The organism is Paenibacillus dakarensis (assembly GCF_001373415.1).
Lineage (GTDB): Bacteria > Bacillota > Bacilli > Paenibacillales > Paenibacillaceae > Paenibacillus_AQ > Paenibacillus_AQ dakarensis.
The window spans coordinates 69,659-93,669 of record NZ_CDSE01000087.1 but is presented as its reverse complement, the minus strand read 5'-3'; the positions used below and the strand labels follow the sequence as shown (position 1 = coordinate 93,669).

Here is a 24,011-nt window from a genome sequence, read left to right as displayed (position 1 = left end):
GAGAACCCCAAGGTTCGTCGGAGCATAGTAATCGTTAGGAATACTTCGCAGTCTCGAACGAAGTGAGAGTATCCCCTACGGGTCACCACTTACTTTATTGCTTCAAGAACTTGATTTATGATAAAGAGTTTGATATTATAAGATTCGGTTTTGTTATGGAGGCTTAGCTCAGCTGGGAGAGCATCTGCCTTACAAGCAGAGGGTCGGGGGTTCGAACCCCTCAGCCTCCACCATTATTATTCCAAATAGAATATCACCTATTAATGACGCGGGGTGGAGCAGTTCGGTAGCTCGTCGGGCTCATAACCCGAAGGTCGCAGGTTCAAATCCTGCCCCCGCAACCAATATGGAACTGTGGTGTAGAGGCCTAACATGCCTGCCTGTCACGCAGGAGATCGCGGGTTCGAATCCCGTCAGTTCCGCCATTTCTTCACTAATAACCGAAAGAGCTTTTTTGGCTCGGTAGCTCAGTCGGTAGAGCAGAGGACTGAAAATCCTCGTGTCGGCGGTTCGATTCCGTCCCGAGCCACCATTTTTGATAAAACTTTATACGCCGGTGTAGCTCAACTGGTAGAGCAACTGACTTGTAATCAGTAGGTTGGGGGTTCAAGTCCTCTCGCCGGCACCACCTGGAGGATTAGCGAAGTGGCCAAACGCAGCAGACTGTAAATCTGTTCTCGTACGAGTTCGGTGGTTCGAATCCATCATCCTCCACCAGTTTTATAGGGGCATAGTTTAAAGGTAGAACAACGGTCTCCAAAACCGTTGGTGTGGGTTCAATTCCTGCTGCCCCTGCCAATTGAATATTTTTTGAATGTGGCGGTCGTGGCGAAGGGGTTAACGCACCGGATTGTGGCTCCGGCATTCGTGGGTTCAAGTCCCATCGATCGCCCCATATTTCAAAAAAACAATATTGGGGATTAGCCAAGCGGTAAGGCAACGGACTTTGACTCCGTCATGCATAGGTTCGAATCCTATATCCCCAGCCATTGATTTGCGGACGTGGCTCAGCGGTAGAGCATCGCCTTGCCAAGGCGAGGGTCGCGGGTTCGATTCCCGTCGTCCGCTCCATTTTTATTCTCTGGCGCCATAGCCAAGTGGTAAGGCACAGCTCTGCAAAAGCTTTATCCCCAGTTCGAATCTGGGTGGCGCCTCCATTTAAAATATGTGCCCTTAGCTCAGCTGGATAGAGCGTTTGACTACGAATCAAAAGGTCAGGAGTTCGAATCTCTTAGGGCACGCCATTTAGTAAGCCGGTGTGGCGGAATTGGCAGACGCGCGCGACTCAAAATCGTGAGGGAAACCGTGGGGGTTCGAGTCCCTTCACCGGCATCACCAAAGGACGTGGATATCATCCACGTCCTTTTTATTTTGCGGATATTTATTTATATAAATGCTGTTTCAAATTATAAAGCGAATGCTAACGCAAAAGACTGATCTCTGTTTATGACAACAGATCAGTCGATATGTCGGTCATTCGCTTTTTATATAGGGCTTAATATAGACGGAGGTCGTATCTTATCCTAGCCTTAGGTCGAGGTTCAAAAACCGTCCGGGGTCCGTTTTAGATTGTATTGAAATCACCTAAAATAAAGTCATAAGGTTGAACAAATCATAAAACGAATTGAATTGAAATGAAATTGAAAGGAAAGGCGGTGTATACATGAGAAATTCAAACAGTAACGGTTTTGGTATTCTGCTTGTTGCTTTAGGAGCACTCGTATTACTTGGTGTTCTCGGTCCGCTGCTTGGCTGGTTATTCAAGCTAATAATCCCAGTAGCCATGATCGCACTTGGTTATTACGGAATACGGCGCGGTAATAAGTTTTTTGGTTGGATAGTATTAGTGATTGGTGTTATGTCGCTGATCGGCAAGTTATCTTTTATTATTGGACCGATTCTTGGTATCGTCTTAATTGCCTACGGAGTTTCCCGTCTTAAAAATGGTCATAGACGTTACTGATAGTCGCTCAATGCATTTACTTAAAAGAAGAGGAGGATAAAGAAGATATGAGTGTTTTTCGTCGCATACGAGATATAACGGCTGCTACGCTAAATGAAAAGCTTGAGCAGAGTCAGGATCCTGTTCGACTAATCGACCAGTTTCTTCACTCCACACGTCAAGATATTGAAGAAGCTGAAAAGCTGCTGCAGCAATGTGAGTCTCATTCAAGACAGTTGAATCAACAAATACTTCAAGCTGAAAATATGAAGGTCAAACGTGAGGAGCAGGCTCTTCTAGCTCTTAAAGCTGGTGAGGATCATTTGGCGAAACTGGCCCTTCAAGAAAAGCTGATTTATGAAGAAAAGATTGAACAATATGAGGGGCTGCTTGCAACAAGCCTTGAATCGCTTAGGGAAGTAAAGGAGCAGCTTGGTGAGCTTCGAATGGAGTACCAATCGGTTTACAGTAAGCGCCAGTATTATGTAGCACGAATGGAAACCTTGCGTCTGCAGCAAAAGATGAATGAACGTACTGGAGCATATGGTGGTCAAGATGTACCTAAGATGTTCAATCGTCTGGAGGATCGGCTTAGTGATTGGGAACTTGAAGCTAAAAGTCTTCGAGATCTGCGAAAAATGGGCCAAGAGTATATGGTGCAAGCCGGTGAAGGTGTATCAAATGTTTTAGATCGTGAGCTTGCCCGGCTGAAGGAGAAGCTGAACAACAGCGGGAAGGAGTAATTATGCCAAGATTGTACCGTTCTACAAGAAATAAAGTATTTACCGGGTTGATTGGCGGGCTGTCGGAATCATTTGGTTTGGAATCAACTCTGCTTCGTATCATTTTCGTTATTAGTATCTTTTTTACTGGCGGTACGACATTGTTCATATATTTGATCGCATCGCTAGTGATTTCGAAAGAACCTTATTATCACGATCCCTTTGGTCCAGGTGGACAGGGATATGGACATAACCCCAACAATTACGGGCCAAACGGTCCCTACAATCAGTATAATGGCCCCGGCAGAGATCCTTACCGCGACCAACAAAATGGTTACGGACCGAGAAATGCAGGACCAAACTTTTACGACGGACGTTATGGTTCAAGACAAGAAGCTGCACCTCAAGATGATCTGGACAGCATGATGAAGGACATAGAGAAGAAGGCTTTGAAGAAAGAAATTGAAGAATTAAAGAAAAAATTATCTAAGTATGAGAAGGGAGATTTATAAAATGGGAGTATTTAAAAGAATTAAAGATATGACAAAAGCATCGGTGAACGAAATGCTGGATAAAGTTGAAGATCCAATCGTGATGTTGAATCAATATTTGCGGGATATGGAAGCAGAAATTCATGAGGCTGAGGTAACTGTAGCGAAGCAAATGGCGAACGAACGCCGTATGAAGCAGCGTGTTGATGAAGCAGTGAAGATGTCTGCTCAGCGTGAAGCTCAAGCGGAGCTGGCTCTGAAGAATGGTCAAGAGGAAGTGGCACGTAAGCTTCTGGAAGAGAAGATCTATTTTGACCAAAAGGAAACTGAATACCAGGATCTGCATCTGCAATCCGAAACTCAAGCGAAGGAACTGGTTGCTCAGCTTCATGAGATGAAGGATGAGTTCTACAAAATGCGCAACAAGCGCAATGAGCTGGTAGCACGTGCTCAAATGGCTAAAGCGAAAAAGCAGATGTCTCAAGTAAGCAGCCTGCACACGATCGAAAGCGGCAGTGCCTCGATGGGATTCCACCGGATGGAAGAGAAGATCATGCAGATGGAAGCTGAAGCGGATGTAATGCGTGCACCTTATCATCCAAGCCAAGCTACTTACAAGAGCCCTGTAGATGCCGAAAAGCAGTTGAAAGTGGATGAGCAGCTGGCTGCACTTAAAAATAAAATGAATGCATCTTCTAACGAAGAGTAAAGTAGACGTATTCGAAGAGTAATGAAATATGATAAACTACTGAATGGACTAACTGTACGAATCATAAAAATTAATGATAACTTCAGGGAAAACCGTTCAGTATATAAAGAAAAGCCAGACGGTGCGGATTTCCCGCACTGTTTTGGCTTTTCAGGGTATAGATGAATCTAGCCCTTCAGGGCAAAGGCTAATTGACATCAAAGGGGGAGGTGCGGCATGGATAGAAACCGCTGGATGGCGTTTGGGTTAATCGGTATCGGTGTGTTAATGCTTTTCGGCAGATGGTTTGGTTTCTTTACCATCGTCGCTCTTCTATTCGTGGCTGCCGGCATTCAACAGATTCGAATCGGTTCTATTCGTAAAGGGTATACAATTTTGGGGATTGGTGCCGTTCTCTTTCTTCTTGAACATCTAATGCTTGTAATTGGAATCGGATTGGTCTCGCTAGGAATTTTTTATGGGAAGGCACGTCATGCCCATGGAACCAGCCATTTTATTCAAAAACAGAATTTCATGTCTAATTTCGATTGGGACAGCGCCCCGTGGGTTATGAGAAGTATGAGTGTTTGGCATGTTCTTGGAGAAGCAGATGTCGATTTGTCACTGGCTTTACCAGAAGAGCAGCATACGGTTATGATGTTTCACGGGATGCTTGGAGATATAGATATTGCATTGCCGGACTATTACGGCGTTGAAATCGAGGCGTTCGTACTTTTCGGATCCATTGATATTGGTACACAAAAGAAAACCGGTGTTATGAACCGATTGAATTGGAAGTCGCCCAACTATGAGATGTGTGAGTATAAAGTGAAGTTCATTGTCTCTTACCTCGGAGGAGATTTAAGTATTCAGCTTGTCTAAGCAGGTATGTACGGCAAAGTATAATCAGGAGGGCTGCCCGATGGCATCGGAAAAAAAGGCGAACATCATTACCCGAAGTATGCGAGAAGGCACCCTTCTGGGCTTTGTGATAATGTTGGTTGTGTTGTACATTTTATATACATATGATTATTTGAAGCCCTTTGATACCTGGCAGAATGCGGTTCAGGCGGGAATCACAATTGTTTTGCTGCCGATAAGCTTAGGGGCGGTTTATGGTTTTTTTCAAGGCTATCGGATCAAGCGAAGGCTGGACTCAGTGAGGGAAACATTAATCACTTGGGAAAAGGGCGGGGTAACCACAGCTGCGATGCCTGATATGGGAAATGATGAGGTTGGACGTCTGGGTGAGCAGCTTGGACGAATCAGTAAACGCTGGGAGGAGCAGGTGACTTCCCTGCAGCGTCTGTCCACGCATAATGCTCAGCTGGCTGAACAGGCACGTGTAACGGCTATTGTAGAGGAGAGACAGCGCCTGGCAAGGGAGCTTCATGATGCGGTGTCCCAGCAGCTTTTTGCTATATCGATGACCGCAACAGCGGTTGGAAGGACGCTCGACAAGGACTTTGGCAAGGCTCAGCGGCAGGTGGCACTTATTGAAGAAATGTCGGCTGTAGCTCAATCTGAAATGAGGGCGCTTTTGCTTCATTTGAGACCAGTCTACTTGGAGGGAAAGGCACTGGAACAGGGGCTTCGGGATTTAATCCGGGAGCTGAAGGTTAAAGTACCTATGGATATTACGTTGGAGATGGATGAAGGCTTGCACCTTGTAAAAGGGATCGAGAACCATCTATTCCGCATTATTCAAGAAGCGATGTCCAATACCCTAAGGCATGCCAAAGCCGATCGAATGGACATACGGATTCAGCGTAAGCAGAATTCAGTGCGTGTGACACTACGCGATGATGGCGTCGGGTTTGAGCTGAGTGAGAAGAAGCAAACCTCGTACGGTCTCTCAACCATGCAGGAACGGGTGACGGAGCTTGGCGGATCGATACAGTTTATTACGGCACCTGGAAAAGGCACACGTATTGAAATTTCCGTCCCACTGATGGACGAAGAACGAAACCGGGGTGAAATAGATGGAACTGGAAACACCAATTAAGGTATTACTGGTTGATGATCACGAAATGGTGCGGATTGGTCTTGCGGCTGTACTAGGCACTGAGGATGGAATCGAAGTGGTTGGAGAAGCAGGCAGCGGCGAAGAAGGGATACGATTAGCAAAAGAATACCATCCGGATGTCGTATTGATGGACCTTGTCATGGAAGGAATGGATGGGATTGAGACTACGCGCCAGCTGCTTAGTATGTATCCGGATTGTAAGGTTATTGTACTTACCAGTTATTTGGATGACGAGAAAATGTACCCGGTTATTGAAGCCGGGGCATTCAGTTATCTGCTAAAGACTTCACGGGCATCCGAGGTTGCTGATGCAATTCGGGCTGCTGCACGTGGACAGTCTGTCCTTGAGTCTCAGGTTGCTTCCAAAATGATGAACAGATTCCGTCATCCTCAAGCAGAAGCTCCCGCACACAGTGAATTGACCGAACGTGAAATGGAAGTGCTGCGGTTGCTGGCACAAGGAAAGTCTAATCAAGACATTGCGGATGATTTAATTATAGGCATTAAAACGGTGAAATTTCATGTTACGAATATTCTCGCCAAACTCGGAGTCGAAGATCGTACTCAAGCAGCGATTTATGCATATAAAAATGGACTCGCAGAGTGATCATAATAATATTATTTTGTATCCCGGCTGCCGGATGGTAGTCGGTCTTTTTTTATATAAGGGAATATTTTTTGATAAACCGGGCATCCTTTTACTAGATTGATAGATTACTTAGATATAAAGGAGCGGTTATGCATGCGCTGGTTCGAAATGAAACTTGTAGCAGGTATGATTCTATTGTTTGCAGTGGCAGGGGGGCTTGCCGGATTCGCAGATCAACATGTTAACAAGAAAACCTCTGAACCTGTGCAGGAAGATCATAAGGCATCACTGGAGCTCCTATATTCACTAGGTAGGGCAGAGCTGGATTCCCCGCTGCATTTAACGGTAAAACTTCAAGGGGAGAGCACGGTTATACAAAATGGGAAGAACGAGGAAGCTGTGCAGTCCCTTGCACATGAAATGGGACTTAATCGTGTAATCATTGATATAGACAACGAAGAGCACGCCTATCGTGCTCGAGGAAATATTTATGGAATAGATGTACGGATAGACTGGGTTGAAAGCCGGGGGCGAAATTATGTGAAGGTTCAATTCGATACCGAAGAATTGGAACAGCTCCAACAGCTTATAGAATGTCAGGATAAGGCTGCGGCCTTGCTTGAACAAGCAGGTATGAAACCTGCATGGAATGCTTCAGTACAAGGAAATATGAATAATGGACTGCCAGTAATAGAAACCATACAGAGTATAGAGGAGAAACTGGCGATGCATCTGCGGTTTAATGAAGTAGATTCATATCAGGATAGCGCAACTGTAAGCAGATCATATGAAGCTCCATCACTAACAGCCTATGTTAACAGCGGTGAACAGCCGATTCATATGCAGGTTGCCGTACATAAGGATTCTATGAATAAAAGTAACAGGATAACGATTGGAATGCCTGTTATTACTATTGAATATTAAGAAATGTTTCTGAAATTACAGTGAAAATGTATGAAATGAGATAGCATAGTTTTTACGAATATGCTAAAATGTCATCACGTCGTGATAACACACGATGCATAAAAATACACTATATTCATAGAAAGAATGGAGAGCCATGGCTGAAAATCAAAATCTAGATTCATTAATGACACCGGGAGCGGTATTCTTCATCTTTGGAGCGACCGGGGATTTGGCAAGGCGCAAATTGTTCCCGGCGATCTACAGTCTTTATCGCGAAGGAAAATTGGCTGAGGATTTTGCGGTTATCGGCGTGGCAAGGCGTCCGCGCACTCAAGAGGAATTCCGTGAGGACGTAAACCGTTCAATACAGGAGTTCTGCCGATACCGTTCCGAAGAAAACGAGGAATGGAGAGCATTTGCGGAGCATTTTGAATATAAATCTCTGGATATTAACAATATTGACGGCTTCCGTGAGCTGCGTGAGCAGACCGAGAAGCTGGAATCAAAGTTTGGTATAGCAGGTAACCGCCTGTTCTATCTGGCACTTGCTCCTGAGCTGTTTGGCAGTGTCTCCTTCAATCTGATGAAGGGCGGCATGCTGAATGGTGGAGGCTGGAACCGGCTTGTCATCGAGAAGCCGTTCGGTTATGACCTGGAGACCGCAGGCAAACTGAATGAGGAGATTAGACAGGTATTTAAAGAAGAGGAAATTTATCGGATAGACCACTATTTGGGCAAAGAAATGGTGCAAAACATTGAAATAATCCGTTTTGCTAATGCCTTTTTTGAGCCGCTTTGGAATAATAAGCATATCGCTAATGTACAAATTACGCTTGGTGAAACAGTGGGTGTTGAGGAACGGGGAGGCTACTACGATCATGCCGGCGCACTGCGGGATATGGGACAAAACCATATGCTCCAGATGCTTACGATGATTGCTATGGAGCCGCCTAGCCGTCTGCTTCCGGAGGATATCCGTGATGAGAAGGTGAAGGTGCTTCGTTCGCTCCGTCCTTTTGCGACAAATGAAGATGTGAAAGAGAACGTCGTTCGTGGTCAATACACAAGGGGTTCTGTTGGTGATATGGAGCTTCCTGCTTATCGTGAAGAGGACAAGGTTGATCCGGAATCCACGACAGAGACCTATTTTGCAGCCCGTGTGTTTGTTGATAATTTCCGCTGGGCTGGTGTCCCGTTCTATATTCGAACAGGCAAGCGTCTGCCGGTGAAGACAACGGAAGTGGTTGTTGAATTTAAACGGATGCCGGGCAATGTATATCTTGGCCAGAAGCATACACTTGAACCGAATCTGCTCGTAATTCGGGTTAACCCTATGGAAGGTCTCTATGTGAAGATTAATGCCAAGAAGCCGGGATCTGATTCCGAAATTGAGCCGGTTGCTATGGATTTTTGTCAGAGCTGTATGATAGGTATTAACTCACCAGAGGCATATGAACGTCTGCTGCATGATGCTGTTCGTGGGGATTCTACTTACTTTACACGGTGGGATGAGGTAGCAACAGCATGGTCCTTCGTTGACCGTATCGCTCAAGCTTGGAGACAGAACCAAGGAGAGCTGGAAACATATCCTGCTGCTTCATGGGGACCTGAACAGGCGGATGAACTGCTTGCGAAGGATGGATTCCACTGGTGGCCAGTAAACGGTCAAGAGGAAGATAATGTAGTGTGGTTAAAGGGCTCTAAATAAAAATTCGATCCAGTTATTAAAATCATCCTCATACGCTTGGCGTATGGGGTTGGTTTGCGTATGGATTGTGGTACAATAATATACATGACTTTAGTACGAAGGGAACAGTGAAATGGGCAAAACAATAAATGAGCTGCAAAGCGAAGTGGATAAACGCAGAACCTTTGCAATTATTTCTCACCCGGACGCCGGTAAAACAACGCTGACTGAAAAACTGCTGCTATTCGGTGGTGCCATTCGCTTGGCCGGCTCGGTTAAAGCGAGAAAAGCAAGTAAACACGCAACAAGTGACTGGATGGAAATTGAGAAGCAACGGGGTATTTCGGTAACTTCCTCCGTGATGCAGTTTGACTACAAAGGTCACCGGATTAATATACTTGATACGCCTGGTCACCAGGACTTTAGTGAGGATACGTACCGGACATTAACTGCAGCGGACAGCGCAGTCATGTTGATTGACGTGGCGAAGGGTGTCGAGGCTCAGACAATTAAGCTGTTCCAGGTATGTGCCAAACGAGGAATTCCTATCTTCACATTCGTGAACAAGCTGGACCGTGAAGGTCGGAGTCCATTTGATCTGATGGAAGAAATCGAGCAGGTGCTCGGTATTCGATCCGTTCCAATGAACTGGCCGATTGGTTCAGGCCGTGAGCTGTGTGGAGTATATGACCGGATGAAGAACCAGGTTGAGCTCTTCCAGGGGGATGATCATTCATCCATCGAGGTTCAGAAGGTGGAGGATTATAACGATCCGGTTATTCGTGAAATGGCCGGTGAATTTTATCATGATCAATTATGTCAGGATCTTGAGCTTCTGGATGTTGCCGGAGATCCGTTTGATTTTGAAAAAGTACTGAAGGGCGAGTTAACACCTGTATTCTTTGGCAGTGCGGTTAATAACTTTGGTGTTCAGACGTTTCTGGAGAACTTTCTGCAGCTGGCGCCAAAACCGGAGCCGCGTCGCAGTACAGAAGGGTTGGTACAGCCAACCGATGAGAATTTCTCAGGTTATGTATTTAAAATCCAGGCTAATATGAACCCTGCTCACCGGGACCGAATTGCTTTTCTCCGAATTGTATCCGGTAAATTCGAACGCGGTATGACCGTTAAGCATATCCGGGCAGGCAAGGATATAAAGCTCTCACAGCCGCAGCAGTTTCTTGCACAGGATCGGGATATTGTTCAGGAGGCATACCCTGGAGATATTATTGGTCTGTTCGATCCGGGAATATTCCGAATCGGAGATTCGCTTAGTCAGAGCGGTAACATTATATTTGATGAGCTGCCGACGTTCTCTCCAGAATTGTTTGCTAAGGTGACAGTGAAAAACGCACTTAAACATAAACAGTTTCAGAAGGGAATCGATCAATTGACTGAAGAGGGCACGATTCAGGTATTCCGGACTGTCAGCTTCGATGAGATGATTCTTGGCGTGGTAGGCCAGCTCCAATTCGAGGTGTTCGAATACCGGATGAAGGGTGAATACGGTGTTGATGTACAGCTTCAGCGTATGCCGTATCAATTCGCACGCTGGATTGTTGATGACAAGATTGACCCATCCAAATTCCGAATTAACTCAACGCTGGTTAAAGACAAGAAGGATAATTATGTAGTCCTTTTCGAGAATGAATATGCGATGAGAACCGCAGTAGATAAAAATCCAACTGCGAAGTTTCTAGAGATGGCTCCATAAGAACTTCAGAATAAATAATCCCCCTTCCATAGATATGGCTGGGGGATTATTTTTACTCGCGCTTTTCCCGGCCTGCTTAGACCAGCTTGCCGGGAGTTATGGTTTTCAAATGACTATGAAGTGAATTGACAAGTTCGGTCTGAGCGGGTGCGTCCATGTCTTTCCACATCATTTCGAACATCACACCGAGACCGGGAAGGGCGGCTTCGGGTCCATCAATGGATCCCTCGATCATAGAGCGAAGCTGATCTTCGTCCTGATTATGGACTTTGTGAATGACGGCTTGCCTTAGATCTAACAATATGGACATTAAATGTTCCTCCTTGTCATTAAGGGTCATCACTTAATGTGCCCTTGAAAGGACAGATACATTCAACGTTCAACATACTGTATGGTATACTTATCAGAGATAACTTAGGGGTTCGAGGAGGTAAGAGGGATGGCCAAGAAACAGTACGCTGTCATCGGAATGGGGCGGTTTGGTACGAGTGTAGCCAAGGAGCTTAGCGGAATGGGCTTTGATGTGCTGGCTATCGATTCAAGTGAGCAGCGTATTCAGGAAATATCAGGTATCGTTACACATGCCGTGTCTTCCGATTCGACTGAGGAGGAAGCTCTTCGGGCACTCGGAATCCGGAACTTTGATGTGGTTGTCGTTGCGATTGGGGAGGACATTCAGTCAAGTATTTTGACGACTCTTATTCTTAAGGATTTAGGTGTGCCTGCCATTATCGTAAAAGCTAAAAATGAGCTTCACGGTAAGGTTTTGCAAAAAATCGGTGCCGATAAAGTTATCTTTCCTGAACGGGATATGGGATTAAGGGTTGCTCATCACCTGGTATCTCCGAATATATTGGATTATATCGAAATATCGGATGATTACAGCATTATGGAACTGCGTGCAAACGCTGATATGATTGGCCAAAATATGCGTGAGCTTGATATCCGGGCGAGATTTGGTTGTAACGTTATGGGAATACGAAGTGAAGGCAAGATGAATATTTCCCCAGATCCGGATGATCGGCTTGTGGATGGGGATATTCTGGTTATTGTCGGGAATAAAGATGACTTAACGAAGTTAGAACTTGCATATTCGAGATAAAATAGATACTAAGCACACAGATATACGCCAGAATGGGTGAAAACAAAATGGAGATATTATCACTACAAAATGCACGGGTTAAAGGATGGGCTCAGCTGCAGGAGAAAAAACACAGGGACAAGCAGAATAAGTACCTTATTGAAGGCATTCATCTAGTCCAGGAAGCGCTTCTTTCCGGAGCTGACATCGAATGTATTGCTTATGATTATGAACAGGGCATTCCATTCGAATTAAGAGATCTGCCGGATCACAGCGGCGTGGAGTGGATTGGTGTAACAAGGGCTATCATAGCGAAGGTTAGCCATACAACGACCCCGCAGCCCGTCTTTGCCGTTGTTCGCAAGGAGAAAATAGCTTGGAGTCAGCTGGATCGGAATAAGCTTGTAGTCGTTCTGGACGGCCTTCAGGATCCCGGGAACGTGGGAACGATTATCCGTAGTGCGGATGCATCCGGAGCCGGAGGGGTAATTCTCGGTAAAGGCTGTGCTGATCTGTACAATCCGAAAACCCTGCGTTCCACAATGGGCTCCCTGTTCCATTTACCTGTTGTGGAGGGGGATTTGACCGATATTCTTCCACAAGCAAGAGAAATGGGCGCACGATTGGTTACAACATCATTGGACGGGCAGACAACGGCATTCCATTATGACTTTACGGGATCATGCTGGATTGTGATTGGCAGTGAGGGCAGTGGTGTTTCTCCTGAAGTCGCGGCACTGGTGGATGATGCGATTATCATCCCGATGCCGGGTAAGGCAGAGTCACTTAATGCAGCAATGGCTGCCTCGATCCTCATGTTTGAAGCGCTGCGCCAGCGGGAGTACAGCGGCTGCTGACCTCTATCACTAGCTGGATGGATACTACATAGGACAAGGGAACCGTTTATAACGGCTTCTCTTGTCCTTCTTTTTTACACGGAATCCGCATATCCTCTAGGGAAGCTTGTCAAAGGGGAAGGGGTACGCCTTCACAGCAGATGATGGGAGGTGGAACATATGAGGAGAAAGAAGTGGGGGACCCGGCGGTTCTCGTTTCCGTCTTTGCCGGCGTGGAACAGACCGCGGATGCGGCGCGTATATAAGAAGTCCAAGACCTCCGCTTTTAAGTCTTTCGGGAACTTTAACAAACCAGTGAAAGTATCATGGAGCCAGACACGTTCTCAAGCTCCCAAACCACGAAGCAGGCGAAAGTGGTGGCTTATAGCGTCGCTTATTTTTTTATTCGCCATCGTTCAATTGTTTCTGTATGTAGAGAGAAATTTAAGGCCGCCGATTATGCATTTGGCCCAAATCCGGGTTAAACAAATTGCTACTGAAGCGATTAACAAAGCAATAACGAATCAGGTCGCTCAAGGTAAGCAGTTTGATAATCTTGTGAATTGGAAAACGGACAGTTCTGGAAAAGTAACCGGGTTCATGCTGAACTATGGAGAGCATCTGAGGATTACTTCTTATACGACCCAGCTCGTACAGGAGACACTGGAATCCATGCATAAGCGTAAAGAGCATATTCCTCTGGGCCAGGTGTTAAAGAGCCCGATCGTGGCTTCTTTTGGCCCGCAAATTCCTGTGAAGATCGAACCGCAGGGAGCTGTTAAGGTACAGCTGGATACCCGTCAACAAGAAGCGGGGATTAACATGATTCTGATCGAGGTGTATGTCCACATTGTAACAGAGGTAGCCGTTGTCGTTCCTTTTGACATGGAACCACAGGTTGTGGAAACCGATATCCCGATCTCTTATCTTCTCGTCGTTGGTGATGTACCCATGTACTATTATGATAATCAGGGCAGACCGGTGGGGGAGAATAGCTCAAGTGCTCCTAGCATCGCGATTCCACCACTAAGCCGGCATGAAGGAAATGCATCCCCCGTGGACCCGAATACAACGCCAAATCCGGGAGTTTCAATTCCTGTTCCTAATACTCATGGCGGTGCTTCCGCCCCTTCAGAATCCGGAAGCGCCAATAGTGAAAATAAAGCGAGTCAGCCCTAGCTGCAGATAAGTAAAAAAAGCGCGCCCTAGGTTTAGGGACGCGCTTTTTTGCTTTTGCGAAGAGATTGCCGCTCTTGGTTTTCCCAGTGCTTAAGAAGCGGATATGGATCGAAGGACCATTCAGTCAATCCTGTATCGCGGTATATTCCATAATGTAAATGGGGTGGGAATTTCCCCTGGGTACCAGGTTTGCCGTATCCAGAGCTTCCGACCCAACCGATGGATTGGCCTGGAACGACAATATCCCCAGCCTTGATATTTTTATCAAAGCCTTGTAAGTGTGCATAATAGTGATAATAATTGTTCAGATCACGGATGCCGATCCGCCAGCCGCCATATTTATTCCATCCCTTGAGCTCGATGATCCCGTAACAGGTGCTGCGAACCGGTACGCCATATCCAGCAAACAAATCAGTTCCTTCGTGGATGCGGTAACCTCCCCAGTTTCGTCCCATTCCAAAAGTACTCCGATACGAGTAGTTGTTGCCTATAGGTAGCGGGAAGGAGTGTTTAAACAGATCAAGCTTTCCGAATTTCTCGTAGAGTTTGGAATACTGCATGATCCGCTGCACAGACCTGCCATTCTGATAGTACGCCCATAATCCAATGGCGAAATCATCCATGGAATGACCATGAGGCTTTAGTTTTGATGATATACTATACAACAAGTCCATATCATTATTGGGATCTGCAATTCCATCACCGTCACCATCCTGTCCCATTCCATTAAATAAACTAATAGACGATGGATGAGTATCTTCCAGATTCGGATTCAGCGGACCGCTCCAAACGGCAGGTTGAACAAAAATACCTGTAAGCCTCTCAGGATGCTTTCGGTCTTTGGGATGAACAGACGTTAGGGTTCGTTCATACTGATCAATAGCAGCCAGACGATACCAGGGGATTTGAGTCAAAGCCGAAACACGGTCATATAAAATTCTTCTGGATGAGAATACATCAGTCGTTTTAATCTGAGGCTGTGCCTTTACTTCTCCTGTTTCAGTAAGCACAGCTTCCTTGTCCGCCGCTGCAGCATAGGAAGGCGCCATAAGAGCGGCAGCAGCAACCGCAGCGGTTATCAAAACCGCAGGAGCCCAGCGGGCCTTTATTGTCTGCCAGTCCCATCGTTGTATTGAGATGATCATGGTGTCCTGTCCTTTCGGATTTTTTTAAAGTGCTCATGCATATGAATGTCTTCCAGTAGGGTGATTCAAAAAAGAGGTTTTTATCCATACCGTTCAAAGATCATTTCCATATCGATGTGGATAGGTATTCCGAAGATTTTCATGATATAATATGGAACAAGTTGAAGGACTATTTAATTAAAAGAGAAAGTAGGTTGTCTTCTTGTCTAAAACTGCGAATAATAAACAAGCTAAGCCAGACTGGATTAAGATCAAGCTGACTACTGGCGATAACTATAATGAAATAAAAAGTATGATGCGATCAAAAACCCTTCATACCGTCTGTGAGGAGGCTCGCTGTCCTAATATTTATGAGTGTTGGGCAAACCGCACAGCTACGTTTATGATTTTGGGAGATATATGTACACGAGCATGCCGTTTCTGTGCAGTGAATACAGGCTTACCTACTGAATTGGATATGCAAGAGCCAGAACGTGTTGCTGAAGCGGCGGAAAAGATGAATCTTCGTCATTGTGTTGTGACGAGTGTCGCACGGGATGATCTGAAGGATGGAGGAGCATACATATTTGCAGAGACCGTGAAAGCAATTCGCAAACGCTTGCCCCTATGCACGGTTGAGGTACTGATTCCCGATTTTATGGGGAATAAAGAGTCCCTGCAGATCGTTATGGATGTGAAGCCGGATATATTGAATCATAATATTGAAACGGTTGAGCGTATGTCTGATCGTGTCCGGGCAAAAGCAAAATACAGACGTTCTCTGGAACTGCTTCAAAATGCAAAACAAATGCAGCCGGAGATTCCGACAAAATCCAGTATCATGCTGGGTGTAGGCGAAGAGTGGGAAGAAATTTTGCAGGCCATGGATAACCTAAGAGCAGTTGATTGTGATATTATGACAATTGGTCAGTATCTGCAGCCGTCACCAAAGCATTTGAATGTAGTGAAGTATTACACACCTGAAGAATTTGCGGTTCTAAAAGAAGAGGGGCTTAAAAGAGGGTTCAGTCATGTAGAATCCGGGCCGCTTGTACGCAGTTCTTATCATGCGCATGAACAGGTAAAATCGGCTGAACGCCGTAAGGAAGAGATTGTTCGGTCATAGCCGGGAAAGGCAGGGGAAGCTTGTTTGATCGTTATAGGCAACAGAAGTTATGAAGTGCTGGTTGATCATAGAAATGGCTGGAATCCGGAAGCTTTCCGAGACAGATACAGTGAAGTGCTTGAACGATATGATTATATTGTCGGTGATTGGGGTTACAACCAGCTGAGGTTAAAGGGGTTCTACCGGGATAACCATCCGAAGGCTGCGAAAGATGCTATGTACTCGGCGATGTCTGATTACATAAATGAATACTGCAACTTTGGATGTGCTTACTTTGTATTACAGAAGAGCAAAGAAATTAAAGATCCTAATGAGCTGAAGGAATTAAAAGAACAGGAATTAAAGGAACTGGAAATGAGGACGGCCCAGGAAGCTCTGGATAAAGGTGGGGATAGCGATGTTAATCCATCTGAAAGTCAGGACCCTCAAGAGACGAATGATCATAAACCCAACCGTTCCAATGAGACTGGACCCAAGGAAGCTCATGAATTCCGTGGAAAACGCGAATTTAAAGAAGGAAGAGAATCCCGCTCTAATAAATCGAAATCATGGAAGGAATCCAAACAGCGTGATAACCGGGATCAGCGGGAGATCCGTGAAAATCGGGACATGCGTCTAAATTCAAAGAGCAATAACCAGTTGACTAAATAAATCATAAAGTAAAAACAGCAGCCTCCTAAATAGGAGCTGCTGTTTTTGGTTATGTGTAAAATTTATCCTAAGAAAGCATCCCGTACACGATTCCAAAACGGGAACGGACGGTACCGGGCAAAGCTTACCTTTTGCTCAGCTACCTGGCAACGAACGGAGATAAGATCATCAATTTGGAAATTATTATGATCGACCGTAAGCAGTAAACGTTGATCCTTACTTGAGAAAATATCACAATGATGATGTTTCGGGAGCAGAAGAGGGGAGCCTAGTGTCCGGAATATCCGGTTATTAATAGATGCGATTTCTGCAATTTGCAGGGCATCAATGGATGGATGAACCATAGCTCCCCCGACGCTTTTATTATAGGCTGTACTGCCTGAAGGTGTTGAAATACAAATACCGTCACCCCGGAACATTTCAAAAGTAACGTCATTAATGTCAACCTGTGCAACGAGAGTTCCATCCACACCTTTAAGTGTGAATTCATTAAGGGCAATGAAAGAAGCAGTACCTGACTTTTTGTGAATTTCTAGTTGTACCAGCGGATATTTGACTATGCGTGGTTTCATAATCTTGGGGTCACCGATTCCGCACATTAAATCAATCAGCTTTGGTATTTCATCAGCTTTCCAGTCGGCATAAAATCCGAGATGGCCCGTATGAACCCCGACAAAAGCCAAATCAGGAATCCGGTCAATAAACGTATGAAAAGCGTGCAGCATAGTGCCGTCTCCACCAATAGAGACAACAATTTCAGGAGATTCTGCATCCAGTTCAAAGCCCCGTTGTTCCGCCAGCTTGTGAAATTGTTGACTCAATTCTACAGACAATGGGTCTCCGCGGTCCAGAACATAGTATCTCAAGTTGATAAGCTCCTTTATAAAGGTTATATATCGATGATAATCAATCTTGGAGAAGAAAACAACGTTACCTTGGGAAATTGCGGGATTTTCGTCGTAAGAGGATCAATGCTTCCATGATGAGAGCCAGAGCGATAAGAATCCCAAGCAATAAGCAAAATACAGCCATCATACGGGTATACCCATTGAAAGACACTTCAGAAACATCTGGAACCCAATAGGCTGCCGTCGTTTCTCCCATTACAGGCTTCCATAATATCAGTACAGCAGCCACAGCAAGTACACCATGAATTAGTCTGGCAATCATAAAGGGAATATAACGAATATCCGTTGCGTTCAAAATACTCGCGATTTGAGCATGTACAGATAATCCGCCCCACGATAAGATAAATGCAGCTGCAGCCGCTTTATAGGCTAACGGTATAGCATCCCCAGCCTCTCCGGCATAGCGGGCTCCAAGGGTCACCTCAAATAGTCCCCCAACAAGTGCTGTTGTAAGCTGCTCAGGCATTCCAACGAGAGTTAGAAGAGCATTTACAGCCTGATTCAGCGCCGGGATTGCTCCTGCACGAGTCCATAATTCCAGAAAAACAGAGAAGAATACAACCAGGCCGCCTACGACAATAATAAGTTGGAGAGAGGACTGAACAGCATGGCTTAACAGAGTACCAAGATCACGCCCGTCAGCTTCTCTTGCTTTATGCATATTATACAGAGCAGCCTTGAGCCGATTATTCTTAACAGCTTGTTCCGGCTGTATAGATTTGTTGCTCTTCTTATGGCCATGAAACCTCATTAGCAAACCAACGATAAAGCCCCCGCCGTAGTGGGCTAGAGCAAGGATTAATCCGATTCGCGGGTTATGAAAAAAACCGATCGAAACAGCACCGATCAGGAAAATGGGATCGGAGGAGGTTGTAAAGGCAACCAGGCGTTCTCCTTCTTCCCTTGTAACCATTTTTTGATCCCATAGCTTAGCGGTCAGCTTGGCTCCAACCGGGTAGCCTGAAACATATCCCATAGCCGCCACAAAGCCGCCGCTTCCAGGTATTCGGAATAACGGTTTCATTAAGGGGTCTAAGAGCGTCCCTATCAGATGAACCACACCAAAGCCTAGTAATACCTCAGAGATGACGAAAAAGGGAAAGAGTGACGGGAAGAGTACATCCCACCAGATAGAAAGACCCCGAACGGCTGATTGCAGGGCAGCCTCAGGAAAAATAGCCATCAGGGCGACAATACTGAATAATGCAGTCATCAGAAGTATCCAGCCCATCTTTTTCATGGTCATAGGTTAAACAACGCCCCCTGAGCAAAAAAGATCAGATAAGTTATGAAATATTCTTAATGGTCAATCTGTATGCCGTCCATAGGACAAACAGTACAAAAAAGGTTGGTAAGCGTTTACAAAAGTGCTTTATTTTTGAGAACATTGTGCTATAATGAAACCATCAAAGCACATCTTTCGAATTATTTGGATGGAGTGATGATCATGAGCATAGTCGCGGGTATACTCGTTTGCGCCTTCGTGTATGTAATACGAGCCTCTCTTGTCCATCAGGGTGAAGAGGATTGGCGCAGTTATTGAATAAGGTCAGGGTGCTAAACATCGTTTAGCACCTTTTTTTGTTTATTTAAGAGTAAGCAGTGACTCTTTATAGAGTCGGATCGATAGACGTTTCCGCTAACTCTGATATAATTAGACTGACATAAGACATTTTTTCAGATAGGAGAATATTGAGATGGACCCTAGGCTGAGTATCTATGATAATCTCGGCGGCGCGGAGGGCATTCGTTCCTTAGTCGAAGCCTTTTACCCGAGAGTACAGCAAAATGATGTGCTGGCACCTTTATTTCCGGAGGATATTATGCCAGTCATGGAAAAGCAGTATATGTTTTTGAGTCAATTTTTTGGCGGGCCAGCTTTGTTCTCTGATGCATACGGACATCCAATGATGAGAGCGAGGCATCTGAAATTCCCGATTACGGACAGGCACGCAGACGAATGGCTTAGCTGTATGGCAGGTGCATTAGAAGAAATCGGTGTGGAGAGTGACCTTCGTGAGTTTGTGCTGCAGCGGTTATCTGGTCCAGCCCGGCATTTTGTAAACACACCTTAATATGACTGCTTTAGTAGAAACAACATGATGGGAAAGGGATGTCATTAGTATGACTTTAGAACCCCTGTATACAATTACAGTTTTGTGCGGCAGCTGCGAGCATTCATTTACGACTTCAAGGGTACGTCCCAGTTATAAAAAAGCGATAAGAACCGATACAGATTTCTGTGGTTATTATAAAAATGAAAATCCGGACTTTTATGTAGTTAGAGTTTGCCCTGAATGCGGATTCGCTTCCACAGAAAACTCAGCGAAAAGGCTCAGTGATAAGCAGAAAACAGACTTTAGGACAAAGATCGGAAGCCGGTGGACGGAGCGGGATTTTGGAGGTAAACGAAGTCTCGAGGATGCATTGGAAACCTATAAACTGGCTTTATTATGCGCTCAAGTTATAGGTGAGAGCGAGCGAATTGTGGCAAGCCTGCTCCACCACATTGCCTGGTTGTATCGCTATCAAGACAATAAAGAGCAGGAGCAGCGCTTTTTAGCTCACAGTCTTGATGCTTATATTCGGGTGTTTGAGCTGGAGGGTGTTGGAGCCAATGATGCGCGCTTGCTGTATTTGATTGGGGAATTAAGCCGGAGGCTGGGACGGTATAATGATGCAGTTCAATGGTTTTCACGGGTGATTCATGATAAGAAGATCATTGATGCGGCCATGATTCGGGCATCCCGGGAGCAGTGGACTGTTTTACGTGAACAGATGCTGGCTGAGAAAATGGCTTTGCCTGATGAAATGAGCACCTCATAAAAGCCCGTAAAAAAGCCCTCTTCTTCAAGAGGGCTAAGGATATAAGATGAACCATAGCAGCTAAACAGGGAAGTCACTAGCGCAGTTTTTGATCGGTGAGCAGATAGTCCGCATCACTATCAAGAACTGTCACCTTATTGTGGCAGCAAGGAAAAATGAGAAGCTTCTTCTTTCCTTCGCGTACGCTGACTAATTCCTCAGGTTTCATCGGAAGCAAAACGTTGCTGCTGCCGCAGAAGGGGCAATCCTGTACATATATATCTCCGGAAAGAGTGTCATAAGGCAAGGTGTTTGAAAAAGGGATCATAATTTCTCCGCGCTGCCATTGTTCTGGCTCTTGTCCTCATTGTCATTAGATGAATCCTTCTGCTGTGTTTCAGCTAAAGCAGCGATTTTTTGCATCAGGATGTGCTGCGGCATATGCATCAGCTGTTCAATAGGAACACCAAGCTGCTTCGAAAGGGTTATTGCCGTTTCCGGCGATATTTGTAAAGGTCTCATAGAAGTCTCCCTCCAACCGTATATTTTAGAATATAAATATAGTTATACACTTTAATACGATACCAAACAAATTACAACCTGACATTTTTGCAAAGAAAGGTGATGGCCATGAATAAACCACTGCAGCAAACATGGGATTTGGAATCCATTTTTTCAGGAGGGTCGCATTCTCCTGAATTCGCAGCATTTCTCAGTTCTTTAGAGAAAGAAATGAAAGAACTTCGTACAGTGGTGGTAGGCGCGAAAGTTCCTGCGGATCTCAAGGGAGCAGAGTCGCTAGAGCATATTTTGACCAAGCTTGAGAGTTCTGCAGCAAAGCTAAGCGAAGCCGGTTCATTTGTTGGCTGTTTGGCAGCACAGGACCAGAATGATAAGAAGGCAATCCAGCTTTCCGGGCGGGTTACCACAATGTATGCAGATCTTCAAAGTATTTCAACCACGTTTGATAATCTGCTGCGCGGTATCGACGATACGGTGTGGGAAGCTTGGACATCAACAAGTAAGGTAAAGCCGTATCAATTTATATTGAACGAGAGCCGGGATTTAGCCCGTGAGAAAATGAATCCGGAAATGGAAAGTTTAGCACTTGAGCTTGCGATTGACGGTTATCATGGCTGGGGAGAGTTTTACGATACCATTGTCAGCAAAATTCAGATTCCGTTCGAAGAAGACGGGAAGACAAAAATGCTGTCTGCAGGTCAAGCTCATAATCAGCTCCATAACCCGAATCGTGAAATCAGGCAGGATATGTTTGAAAAATGGGAAAAAGCTTGGACCGAAGCAGGTGACTATTGTGCAGATACACTTAATCACTTGGCCGGCTTTCGCTTGAAGCTGTATGCTAATCGTGGCTGGGACGATGTCCTTAAAGAACCGCTTGCCATCAATCGGATGTCCCGTGAAACACTGGACACGATGTGGGCAGTTATTCAGGATGCCAAGCCTATGGTGGTTCAATACTTGAACCGCAAAGCCAAGCTGCTGGGACTGGACGGATTATCCTGGACAGACGTAGAGGCGCCGATTAGAACTTCGGTTTCAAAAGTAACCTATGATGAAGCAGCAGAAACCATTGTGGAGCAGTTTGGCAAGTTTAGTTCAAGACTGGCGGAGTTTTCACAGATGGCATTTGATAAAAGCTGGATTGAGGCGGAAGATCGGCCAGGAAAACGCCCGGGTGGATTCTGTACTTCATTCCAGGAAAGCAATCAGACAAGAATTTTCATGACATTTGGGGGGACTGCTTCGAATGTATCTACACTGGCTCATGAGCTGGGGCATGCCTACCATCAATTTTTAATGAAAGGTTTGCCGGTCCTCAATCAGAACTATGCAATGAATGTAGCGGAGACAGCTTCAACCTTCGCAGAAATGATCGTGGCGGATGCGCTTGTTAAATCAGCTAAAAATGAAGAAGAGAAGCTGGCCCTACTAGAAGAAAAAATCCAGAACAGCGTTGCATTTTTCATGAACATCCATGCCCGGTTCTTGTTTGAAACCCGTTTTTACGACAAGCGAAAGGAAGGACTGCTGAATCAGGAGGAGATTTCCGATTTGATGGAGGAAGCTCAGAAGGAAGCCTATTGCGGCGCTCTGACTACCTACCATCCTCATTTCTGGGCTTCCAAGCTGCATTTCTACAGCACAGGCGTTCCATTCTATAATTTCCCGTATACATTCGGCTATTTGTTCAGTACGGGGCTTTATGTCCGTGCGCTGGAAGAGGGAAGCCCATTCGCAGATAAATATGATGCGCTGCTTCGTGATACCGGAATTATGACTGTTGAAGAGCTTGCCAAAAAGCATCTTGATGTAGACCTTACACAGCGCGATTTCTGGCAAAGTGCAGTGGATATGTGCCTCGCGGATATCGGGGAATTTTTACAGATGACGGAACACCTTGCTTTAATATAATATAGACAGGAAAGAGGTCCCTTGGGACTTCTTTTTTTGTTTAATTTTTATACCAAGCCGTTATATAACGATAGAATGAGTTATCATCCTTCTTAACATAGTACCATGGGGTACTTGTCCCTCCGGTATACCTGTACTTTTCAATAAATCGCTCTACAGCCATGTGAATGCTTAGAAAAATAATGTCGAATTGAAGGGGATTTGGGTGAGGAAAAAACTAAAATACTAGGAATAAATACCCAATTATGTGGAATCTTGTTGATGACACCAAATGTTTGTCATATAATGAGTCATAAGCCCTATATAGGGGAATAATTAAGATAATTAAGGGGGTTTGAAATGATTAAATTGGATCAGCTTTCTCTGGTTAGGCAATTAGATTTAGTATTTAAAGAATTGGAAAATGAACTATCTGGACTATCTTCGGGTACTGTATTTGTGCAAATAAGAAATAACGTAATTGGGAAATTCGGTATCCGCCATAATCCACTCTCAGGACGTAACGGCGTAATGGCACCTGTTGAGGATGGGTTAAACACAGATCAACTGCTATCATTCAGAGCTATGGCTCTTGAAAGTCTTAAGCATAAAAGACATTGGACGCATGGAGAAATCAGCTATGATTTTGTGGTGAAACAAGGGCTTATTATGGTGGATGCGATCCTCGAATCGAATTATAATATGGCAAATTTGATGATTCGTTATCCCAGATCAAGCGTTTCAGAGGCAACCTTAGAGTTTTAAGATTCATTGGTTGAAAGCGGTTTATTTTATGTTTTCCTTAAAATACATAACAAGAGAGGCGATCTTTGGGGAGAAGATCGCCTCTCTCTTTATAGGAAGAGCATTATCGACTACAAGTTTGAACGACCAGACAATTGTTGTTCAGCCATTTGCACCAGACGTTTAGTAATGTAACCTCCCAAAGAACCAGTCTCACGGGAAGTGTAGTTACCCATATAACCGTCTTGTGGAATCGTTACGCCCAATTCTTGTGCTGCTTCAAACTTCAATTGTTGAAGCGCAGCGTTAGCTTGAGGCACGACCAGGTTGTTGGAACGGCTTCCGCTTCTGCGGCTTTGTCCTCCTTGACCCATACC

26 protein-coding genes and 13 tRNA genes are annotated in these 24,011 nt (G+C 45.1%); 32 read left to right on the top strand and 7 right to left on the bottom strand.

What is annotated here, in order from left to right:
* Nucleotides 1-157: 157 nt before the first annotated feature.
* From BN1234_RS19195 to BN1234_RS19085, 23 genes are all read left to right on the top strand, one after another.
* A tRNA-Val gene (locus tag BN1234_RS19195) sits at nt 158-233 on the top strand.
* A gap of 34 nt (nt 234-267) precedes the next feature.
* Nucleotides 268-344 (top strand) — tRNA-Met (locus tag BN1234_RS19190).
* Nucleotides 345-348: 4 nt separating this feature from the next.
* Nucleotides 349-425, top strand: a tRNA-Asp gene (locus tag BN1234_RS19185).
* A 31-nt stretch (nt 426-456) separates the two neighbouring features.
* Nucleotides 457-532 (top strand) — tRNA-Phe (locus tag BN1234_RS19180).
* Between the two features lie 20 nt (nt 533-552).
* A tRNA-Thr gene (locus tag BN1234_RS19175) sits at nt 553-628 on the top strand.
* Between the two features lie 3 nt (nt 629-631).
* Nucleotides 632-717, top strand: a tRNA-Tyr gene (locus BN1234_RS19170).
* A gap of 7 nt (nt 718-724) precedes the next feature.
* Nucleotides 725-798 (top strand) — tRNA-Trp (locus tag BN1234_RS19165).
* A gap of 21 nt (nt 799-819) precedes the next feature.
* Nucleotides 820-895: transfer RNA gene (locus BN1234_RS19160), tRNA-His, on the top strand.
* Nucleotides 896-914: 19 nt separating this feature from the next.
* Nucleotides 915-989, top strand: a tRNA-Gln gene (locus BN1234_RS19155).
* A gap of 7 nt (nt 990-996) precedes the next feature.
* Nucleotides 997-1,071 (top strand) — tRNA-Gly (locus BN1234_RS19150).
* A gap of 12 nt (nt 1,072-1,083) precedes the next feature.
* Nucleotides 1,084-1,157: transfer RNA gene (locus BN1234_RS19145), tRNA-Cys, on the top strand.
* A 10-nt stretch (nt 1,158-1,167) separates the two neighbouring features.
* A tRNA-Arg gene (locus tag BN1234_RS19140) sits at nt 1,168-1,244 on the top strand.
* An 8-nt stretch (nt 1,245-1,252) separates the two neighbouring features.
* Nucleotides 1,253-1,332: transfer RNA gene (locus BN1234_RS19135), tRNA-Leu, on the top strand.
* Nucleotides 1,333-1,663: 331 nt separating this feature from the next.
* Entirely contained in the window at nt 1,664-1,963 is a 300-nt protein-coding gene (locus BN1234_RS19130; RefSeq protein ID WP_054958243.1) for a LiaF transmembrane domain-containing protein, read from the top strand.
* A 47-nt stretch (nt 1,964-2,010) separates the two neighbouring features.
* Nucleotides 2,011-2,685 carry a PspA/IM30 family protein gene (locus tag BN1234_RS19125; protein WP_054958242.1) on the top strand — a complete coding sequence of 225 codons (675 nt, stop codon included), beginning with the start codon at nt 2,011-2,013 and terminating at the stop codon, nt 2,683-2,685.
* A 2-nt stretch (nt 2,686-2,687) separates the two neighbouring features.
* Nucleotides 2,688-3,176 carry a PspC domain-containing protein gene (locus BN1234_RS19120; protein WP_054958241.1) on the top strand — a complete coding sequence of 163 codons (489 nt, stop codon included), beginning with the start codon at nt 2,688-2,690 and terminating at the stop codon, nt 3,174-3,176.
* A 1-nt stretch (nt 3,177) separates the two neighbouring features.
* The gene (locus tag BN1234_RS19115) at nt 3,178-3,864 is read left to right on the top strand and encodes a PspA/IM30 family protein (RefSeq protein WP_054958240.1); all 687 of its coding nucleotides are present in this window, start codon (nt 3,178-3,180) and stop codon (nt 3,862-3,864) included.
* 216 nt (nt 3,865-4,080) lie between these two features.
* Complete coding sequence (gene liaF / locus BN1234_RS19110; protein ID WP_054958239.1) at nt 4,081-4,725, top strand: cell wall-active antibiotics response protein LiaF; 645 nt, start codon at nt 4,081-4,083, stop codon at nt 4,723-4,725.
* A 40-nt stretch (nt 4,726-4,765) separates the two neighbouring features.
* Nucleotides 4,766-5,848: a sensor histidine kinase gene (locus BN1234_RS19105; RefSeq protein ID WP_054958238.1), complete on the top strand. Its 1,083-nt coding sequence runs from the start codon at nt 4,766-4,768 to the stop codon at nt 5,846-5,848.
* Nucleotides 5,826-6,476, top strand: a complete 651-nt coding sequence (locus BN1234_RS19100; protein WP_054958237.1) for a response regulator — start codon at nt 5,826-5,828, stop codon at nt 6,474-6,476. The genes BN1234_RS19105 and BN1234_RS19100 overlap by 23 nt, the downstream gene beginning before the upstream one ends.
* 135 nt (nt 6,477-6,611) lie before the next feature.
* Nucleotides 6,612-7,382 (top strand): YwmB family TATA-box binding protein, encoded by a 771-nt coding sequence (locus BN1234_RS19095; RefSeq protein WP_054958236.1) that lies wholly within the window; start codon nt 6,612-6,614, stop codon nt 7,380-7,382.
* 136 nt (nt 7,383-7,518) lie between these two features.
* Complete coding sequence (gene zwf / locus BN1234_RS19090; RefSeq protein ID WP_054958235.1) at nt 7,519-9,072, top strand: glucose-6-phosphate dehydrogenase; 1,554 nt, start codon at nt 7,519-7,521, stop codon at nt 9,070-9,072.
* Nucleotides 9,073-9,184: 112 nt separating this feature from the next.
* The gene (locus BN1234_RS19085; protein ID WP_054958234.1) at nt 9,185-10,765 is read left to right on the top strand and encodes a peptide chain release factor 3; all 1,581 of its coding nucleotides are present in this window, start codon (nt 9,185-9,187) and stop codon (nt 10,763-10,765) included.
* A gap of 76 nt (nt 10,766-10,841) precedes the next feature.
* Here BN1234_RS19085 and sspI read toward each other — a convergent pair whose 3' ends face one another.
* A complete protein-coding gene (gene sspI, locus BN1234_RS19080; RefSeq protein ID WP_054958233.1) occupies nt 10,842-11,075 on the bottom strand; it encodes a small acid-soluble spore protein SspI in 234 nt (77 codons plus the stop codon).
* A gap of 129 nt (nt 11,076-11,204) precedes the next feature.
* Between sspI and BN1234_RS19075 the strand changes: the two genes are divergently transcribed.
* The 3 genes from BN1234_RS19075 to yunB all read left to right on the top strand — a co-directional run bounded on the left by BN1234_RS19075 (nt 11,205) and on the right by yunB (nt 13,861).
* Entirely contained in the window at nt 11,205-11,867 is a 663-nt protein-coding gene (locus BN1234_RS19075) for a potassium channel family protein (RefSeq protein ID WP_054958232.1), read from the top strand.
* A gap of 47 nt (nt 11,868-11,914) precedes the next feature.
* The gene (locus BN1234_RS19070; protein ID WP_054958231.1) at nt 11,915-12,703 is read left to right on the top strand and encodes a TrmH family RNA methyltransferase; all 789 of its coding nucleotides are present in this window, start codon (nt 11,915-11,917) and stop codon (nt 12,701-12,703) included.
* A 159-nt stretch (nt 12,704-12,862) separates the two neighbouring features.
* A complete protein-coding gene (gene yunB / locus BN1234_RS19065; protein ID WP_054958230.1) occupies nt 12,863-13,861 on the top strand; it encodes a sporulation protein YunB in 999 nt (332 codons plus the stop codon).
* Nucleotides 13,862-13,893: 32 nt separating this feature from the next.
* Here the strand turns inward: yunB and BN1234_RS19060 are convergent, their stop codons facing one another.
* Entirely contained in the window at nt 13,894-15,006 is a 1,113-nt protein-coding gene (locus BN1234_RS19060; protein ID WP_054958229.1) for a M23 family metallopeptidase, read from the bottom strand.
* 202 nt (nt 15,007-15,208) lie between these two features.
* Here BN1234_RS19060 and lipA point away from each other — a divergent pair, with 202 nt between their 5' ends.
* Together lipA and BN1234_RS19050 are read left to right on the top strand one after the other, a co-directional pair.
* Complete coding sequence (lipA, locus tag BN1234_RS19055) at nt 15,209-16,111, top strand: lipoyl synthase (protein ID WP_054958228.1); 903 nt, start codon at nt 15,209-15,211, stop codon at nt 16,109-16,111.
* A gap of 24 nt (nt 16,112-16,135) precedes the next feature.
* The gene (locus BN1234_RS19050; RefSeq protein WP_054958227.1) at nt 16,136-16,762 is read left to right on the top strand and encodes a YutD family protein; all 627 of its coding nucleotides are present in this window, start codon (nt 16,136-16,138) and stop codon (nt 16,760-16,762) included.
* A 62-nt stretch (nt 16,763-16,824) separates the two neighbouring features.
* Here BN1234_RS19050 and BN1234_RS19045 read toward each other — a convergent pair whose 3' ends face one another.
* Entirely contained in the window at nt 16,825-17,628 is an 804-nt protein-coding gene (locus tag BN1234_RS19045) for an NAD kinase (protein ID WP_054958226.1), read from the bottom strand.
* 64 nt (nt 17,629-17,692) lie between these two features.
* Nucleotides 17,693-18,916 carry a dipicolinic acid transporter SpoVV gene (gene spoVV / locus BN1234_RS19040; RefSeq protein ID WP_054958225.1) on the bottom strand — a complete coding sequence of 408 codons (1,224 nt, stop codon included), beginning with the start codon at nt 18,914-18,916 and terminating at the stop codon, nt 17,693-17,695.
* 451 nt (nt 18,917-19,367) lie between these two features.
* On the opposite strand from spoVV, the gene BN1234_RS19035 reads away from it, so the two are divergent.
* Nucleotides 19,368-19,745 carry a globin domain-containing protein gene (locus BN1234_RS19035; protein WP_054958224.1) on the top strand — a complete coding sequence of 126 codons (378 nt, stop codon included), beginning with the start codon at nt 19,368-19,370 and terminating at the stop codon, nt 19,743-19,745.
* A 49-nt stretch (nt 19,746-19,794) separates the two neighbouring features.
* Entirely contained in the window at nt 19,795-20,496 is a 702-nt protein-coding gene (locus BN1234_RS19030) for a DUF2225 domain-containing protein (protein WP_054958223.1), read from the top strand.
* A gap of 76 nt (nt 20,497-20,572) precedes the next feature.
* On the opposite strand, the gene BN1234_RS19025 is transcribed toward BN1234_RS19030, so the two are convergent.
* Together BN1234_RS19025 and BN1234_RS19020 are read right to left on the bottom strand one after the other, a co-directional pair.
* Nucleotides 20,573-20,803, bottom strand: a complete 231-nt coding sequence (locus tag BN1234_RS19025; protein WP_054958222.1) for a hypothetical protein — start codon at nt 20,801-20,803, stop codon at nt 20,573-20,575.
* Nucleotides 20,800-20,997: a YycC family protein gene (locus tag BN1234_RS19020; RefSeq protein ID WP_054958221.1), complete on the bottom strand. Its 198-nt coding sequence runs from the start codon at nt 20,995-20,997 to the stop codon at nt 20,800-20,802. Before BN1234_RS19020 ends, BN1234_RS19025 begins: the two co-directional genes overlap by 4 nt.
* Before the next feature lie 108 nt (nt 20,998-21,105).
* Here BN1234_RS19020 and BN1234_RS19015 point away from each other — a divergent pair, with 108 nt between their 5' ends.
* Together BN1234_RS19015 and BN1234_RS19010 are read left to right on the top strand one after the other, a co-directional pair.
* Nucleotides 21,106-22,911: a M3 family oligoendopeptidase gene (locus tag BN1234_RS19015; RefSeq protein ID WP_054958220.1), complete on the top strand. Its 1,806-nt coding sequence runs from the start codon at nt 21,106-21,108 to the stop codon at nt 22,909-22,911.
* A 339-nt stretch (nt 22,912-23,250) separates the two neighbouring features.
* Complete coding sequence (locus tag BN1234_RS19010) at nt 23,251-23,655, top strand: hypothetical protein (protein ID WP_054958219.1); 405 nt, start codon at nt 23,251-23,253, stop codon at nt 23,653-23,655.
* Between the two features lie 110 nt (nt 23,656-23,765).
* Here BN1234_RS19010 and BN1234_RS19005 read toward each other — a convergent pair whose 3' ends face one another.
* On the bottom strand, nt 23,766-24,008 hold the full coding sequence (locus tag BN1234_RS19005) for an alpha/beta-type small acid-soluble spore protein (protein WP_054958248.1): 243 nt from the start codon (nt 24,006-24,008) through the stop codon (nt 23,766-23,768).
* Nucleotides 24,009-24,011: the final 3 nt, after the last annotated feature.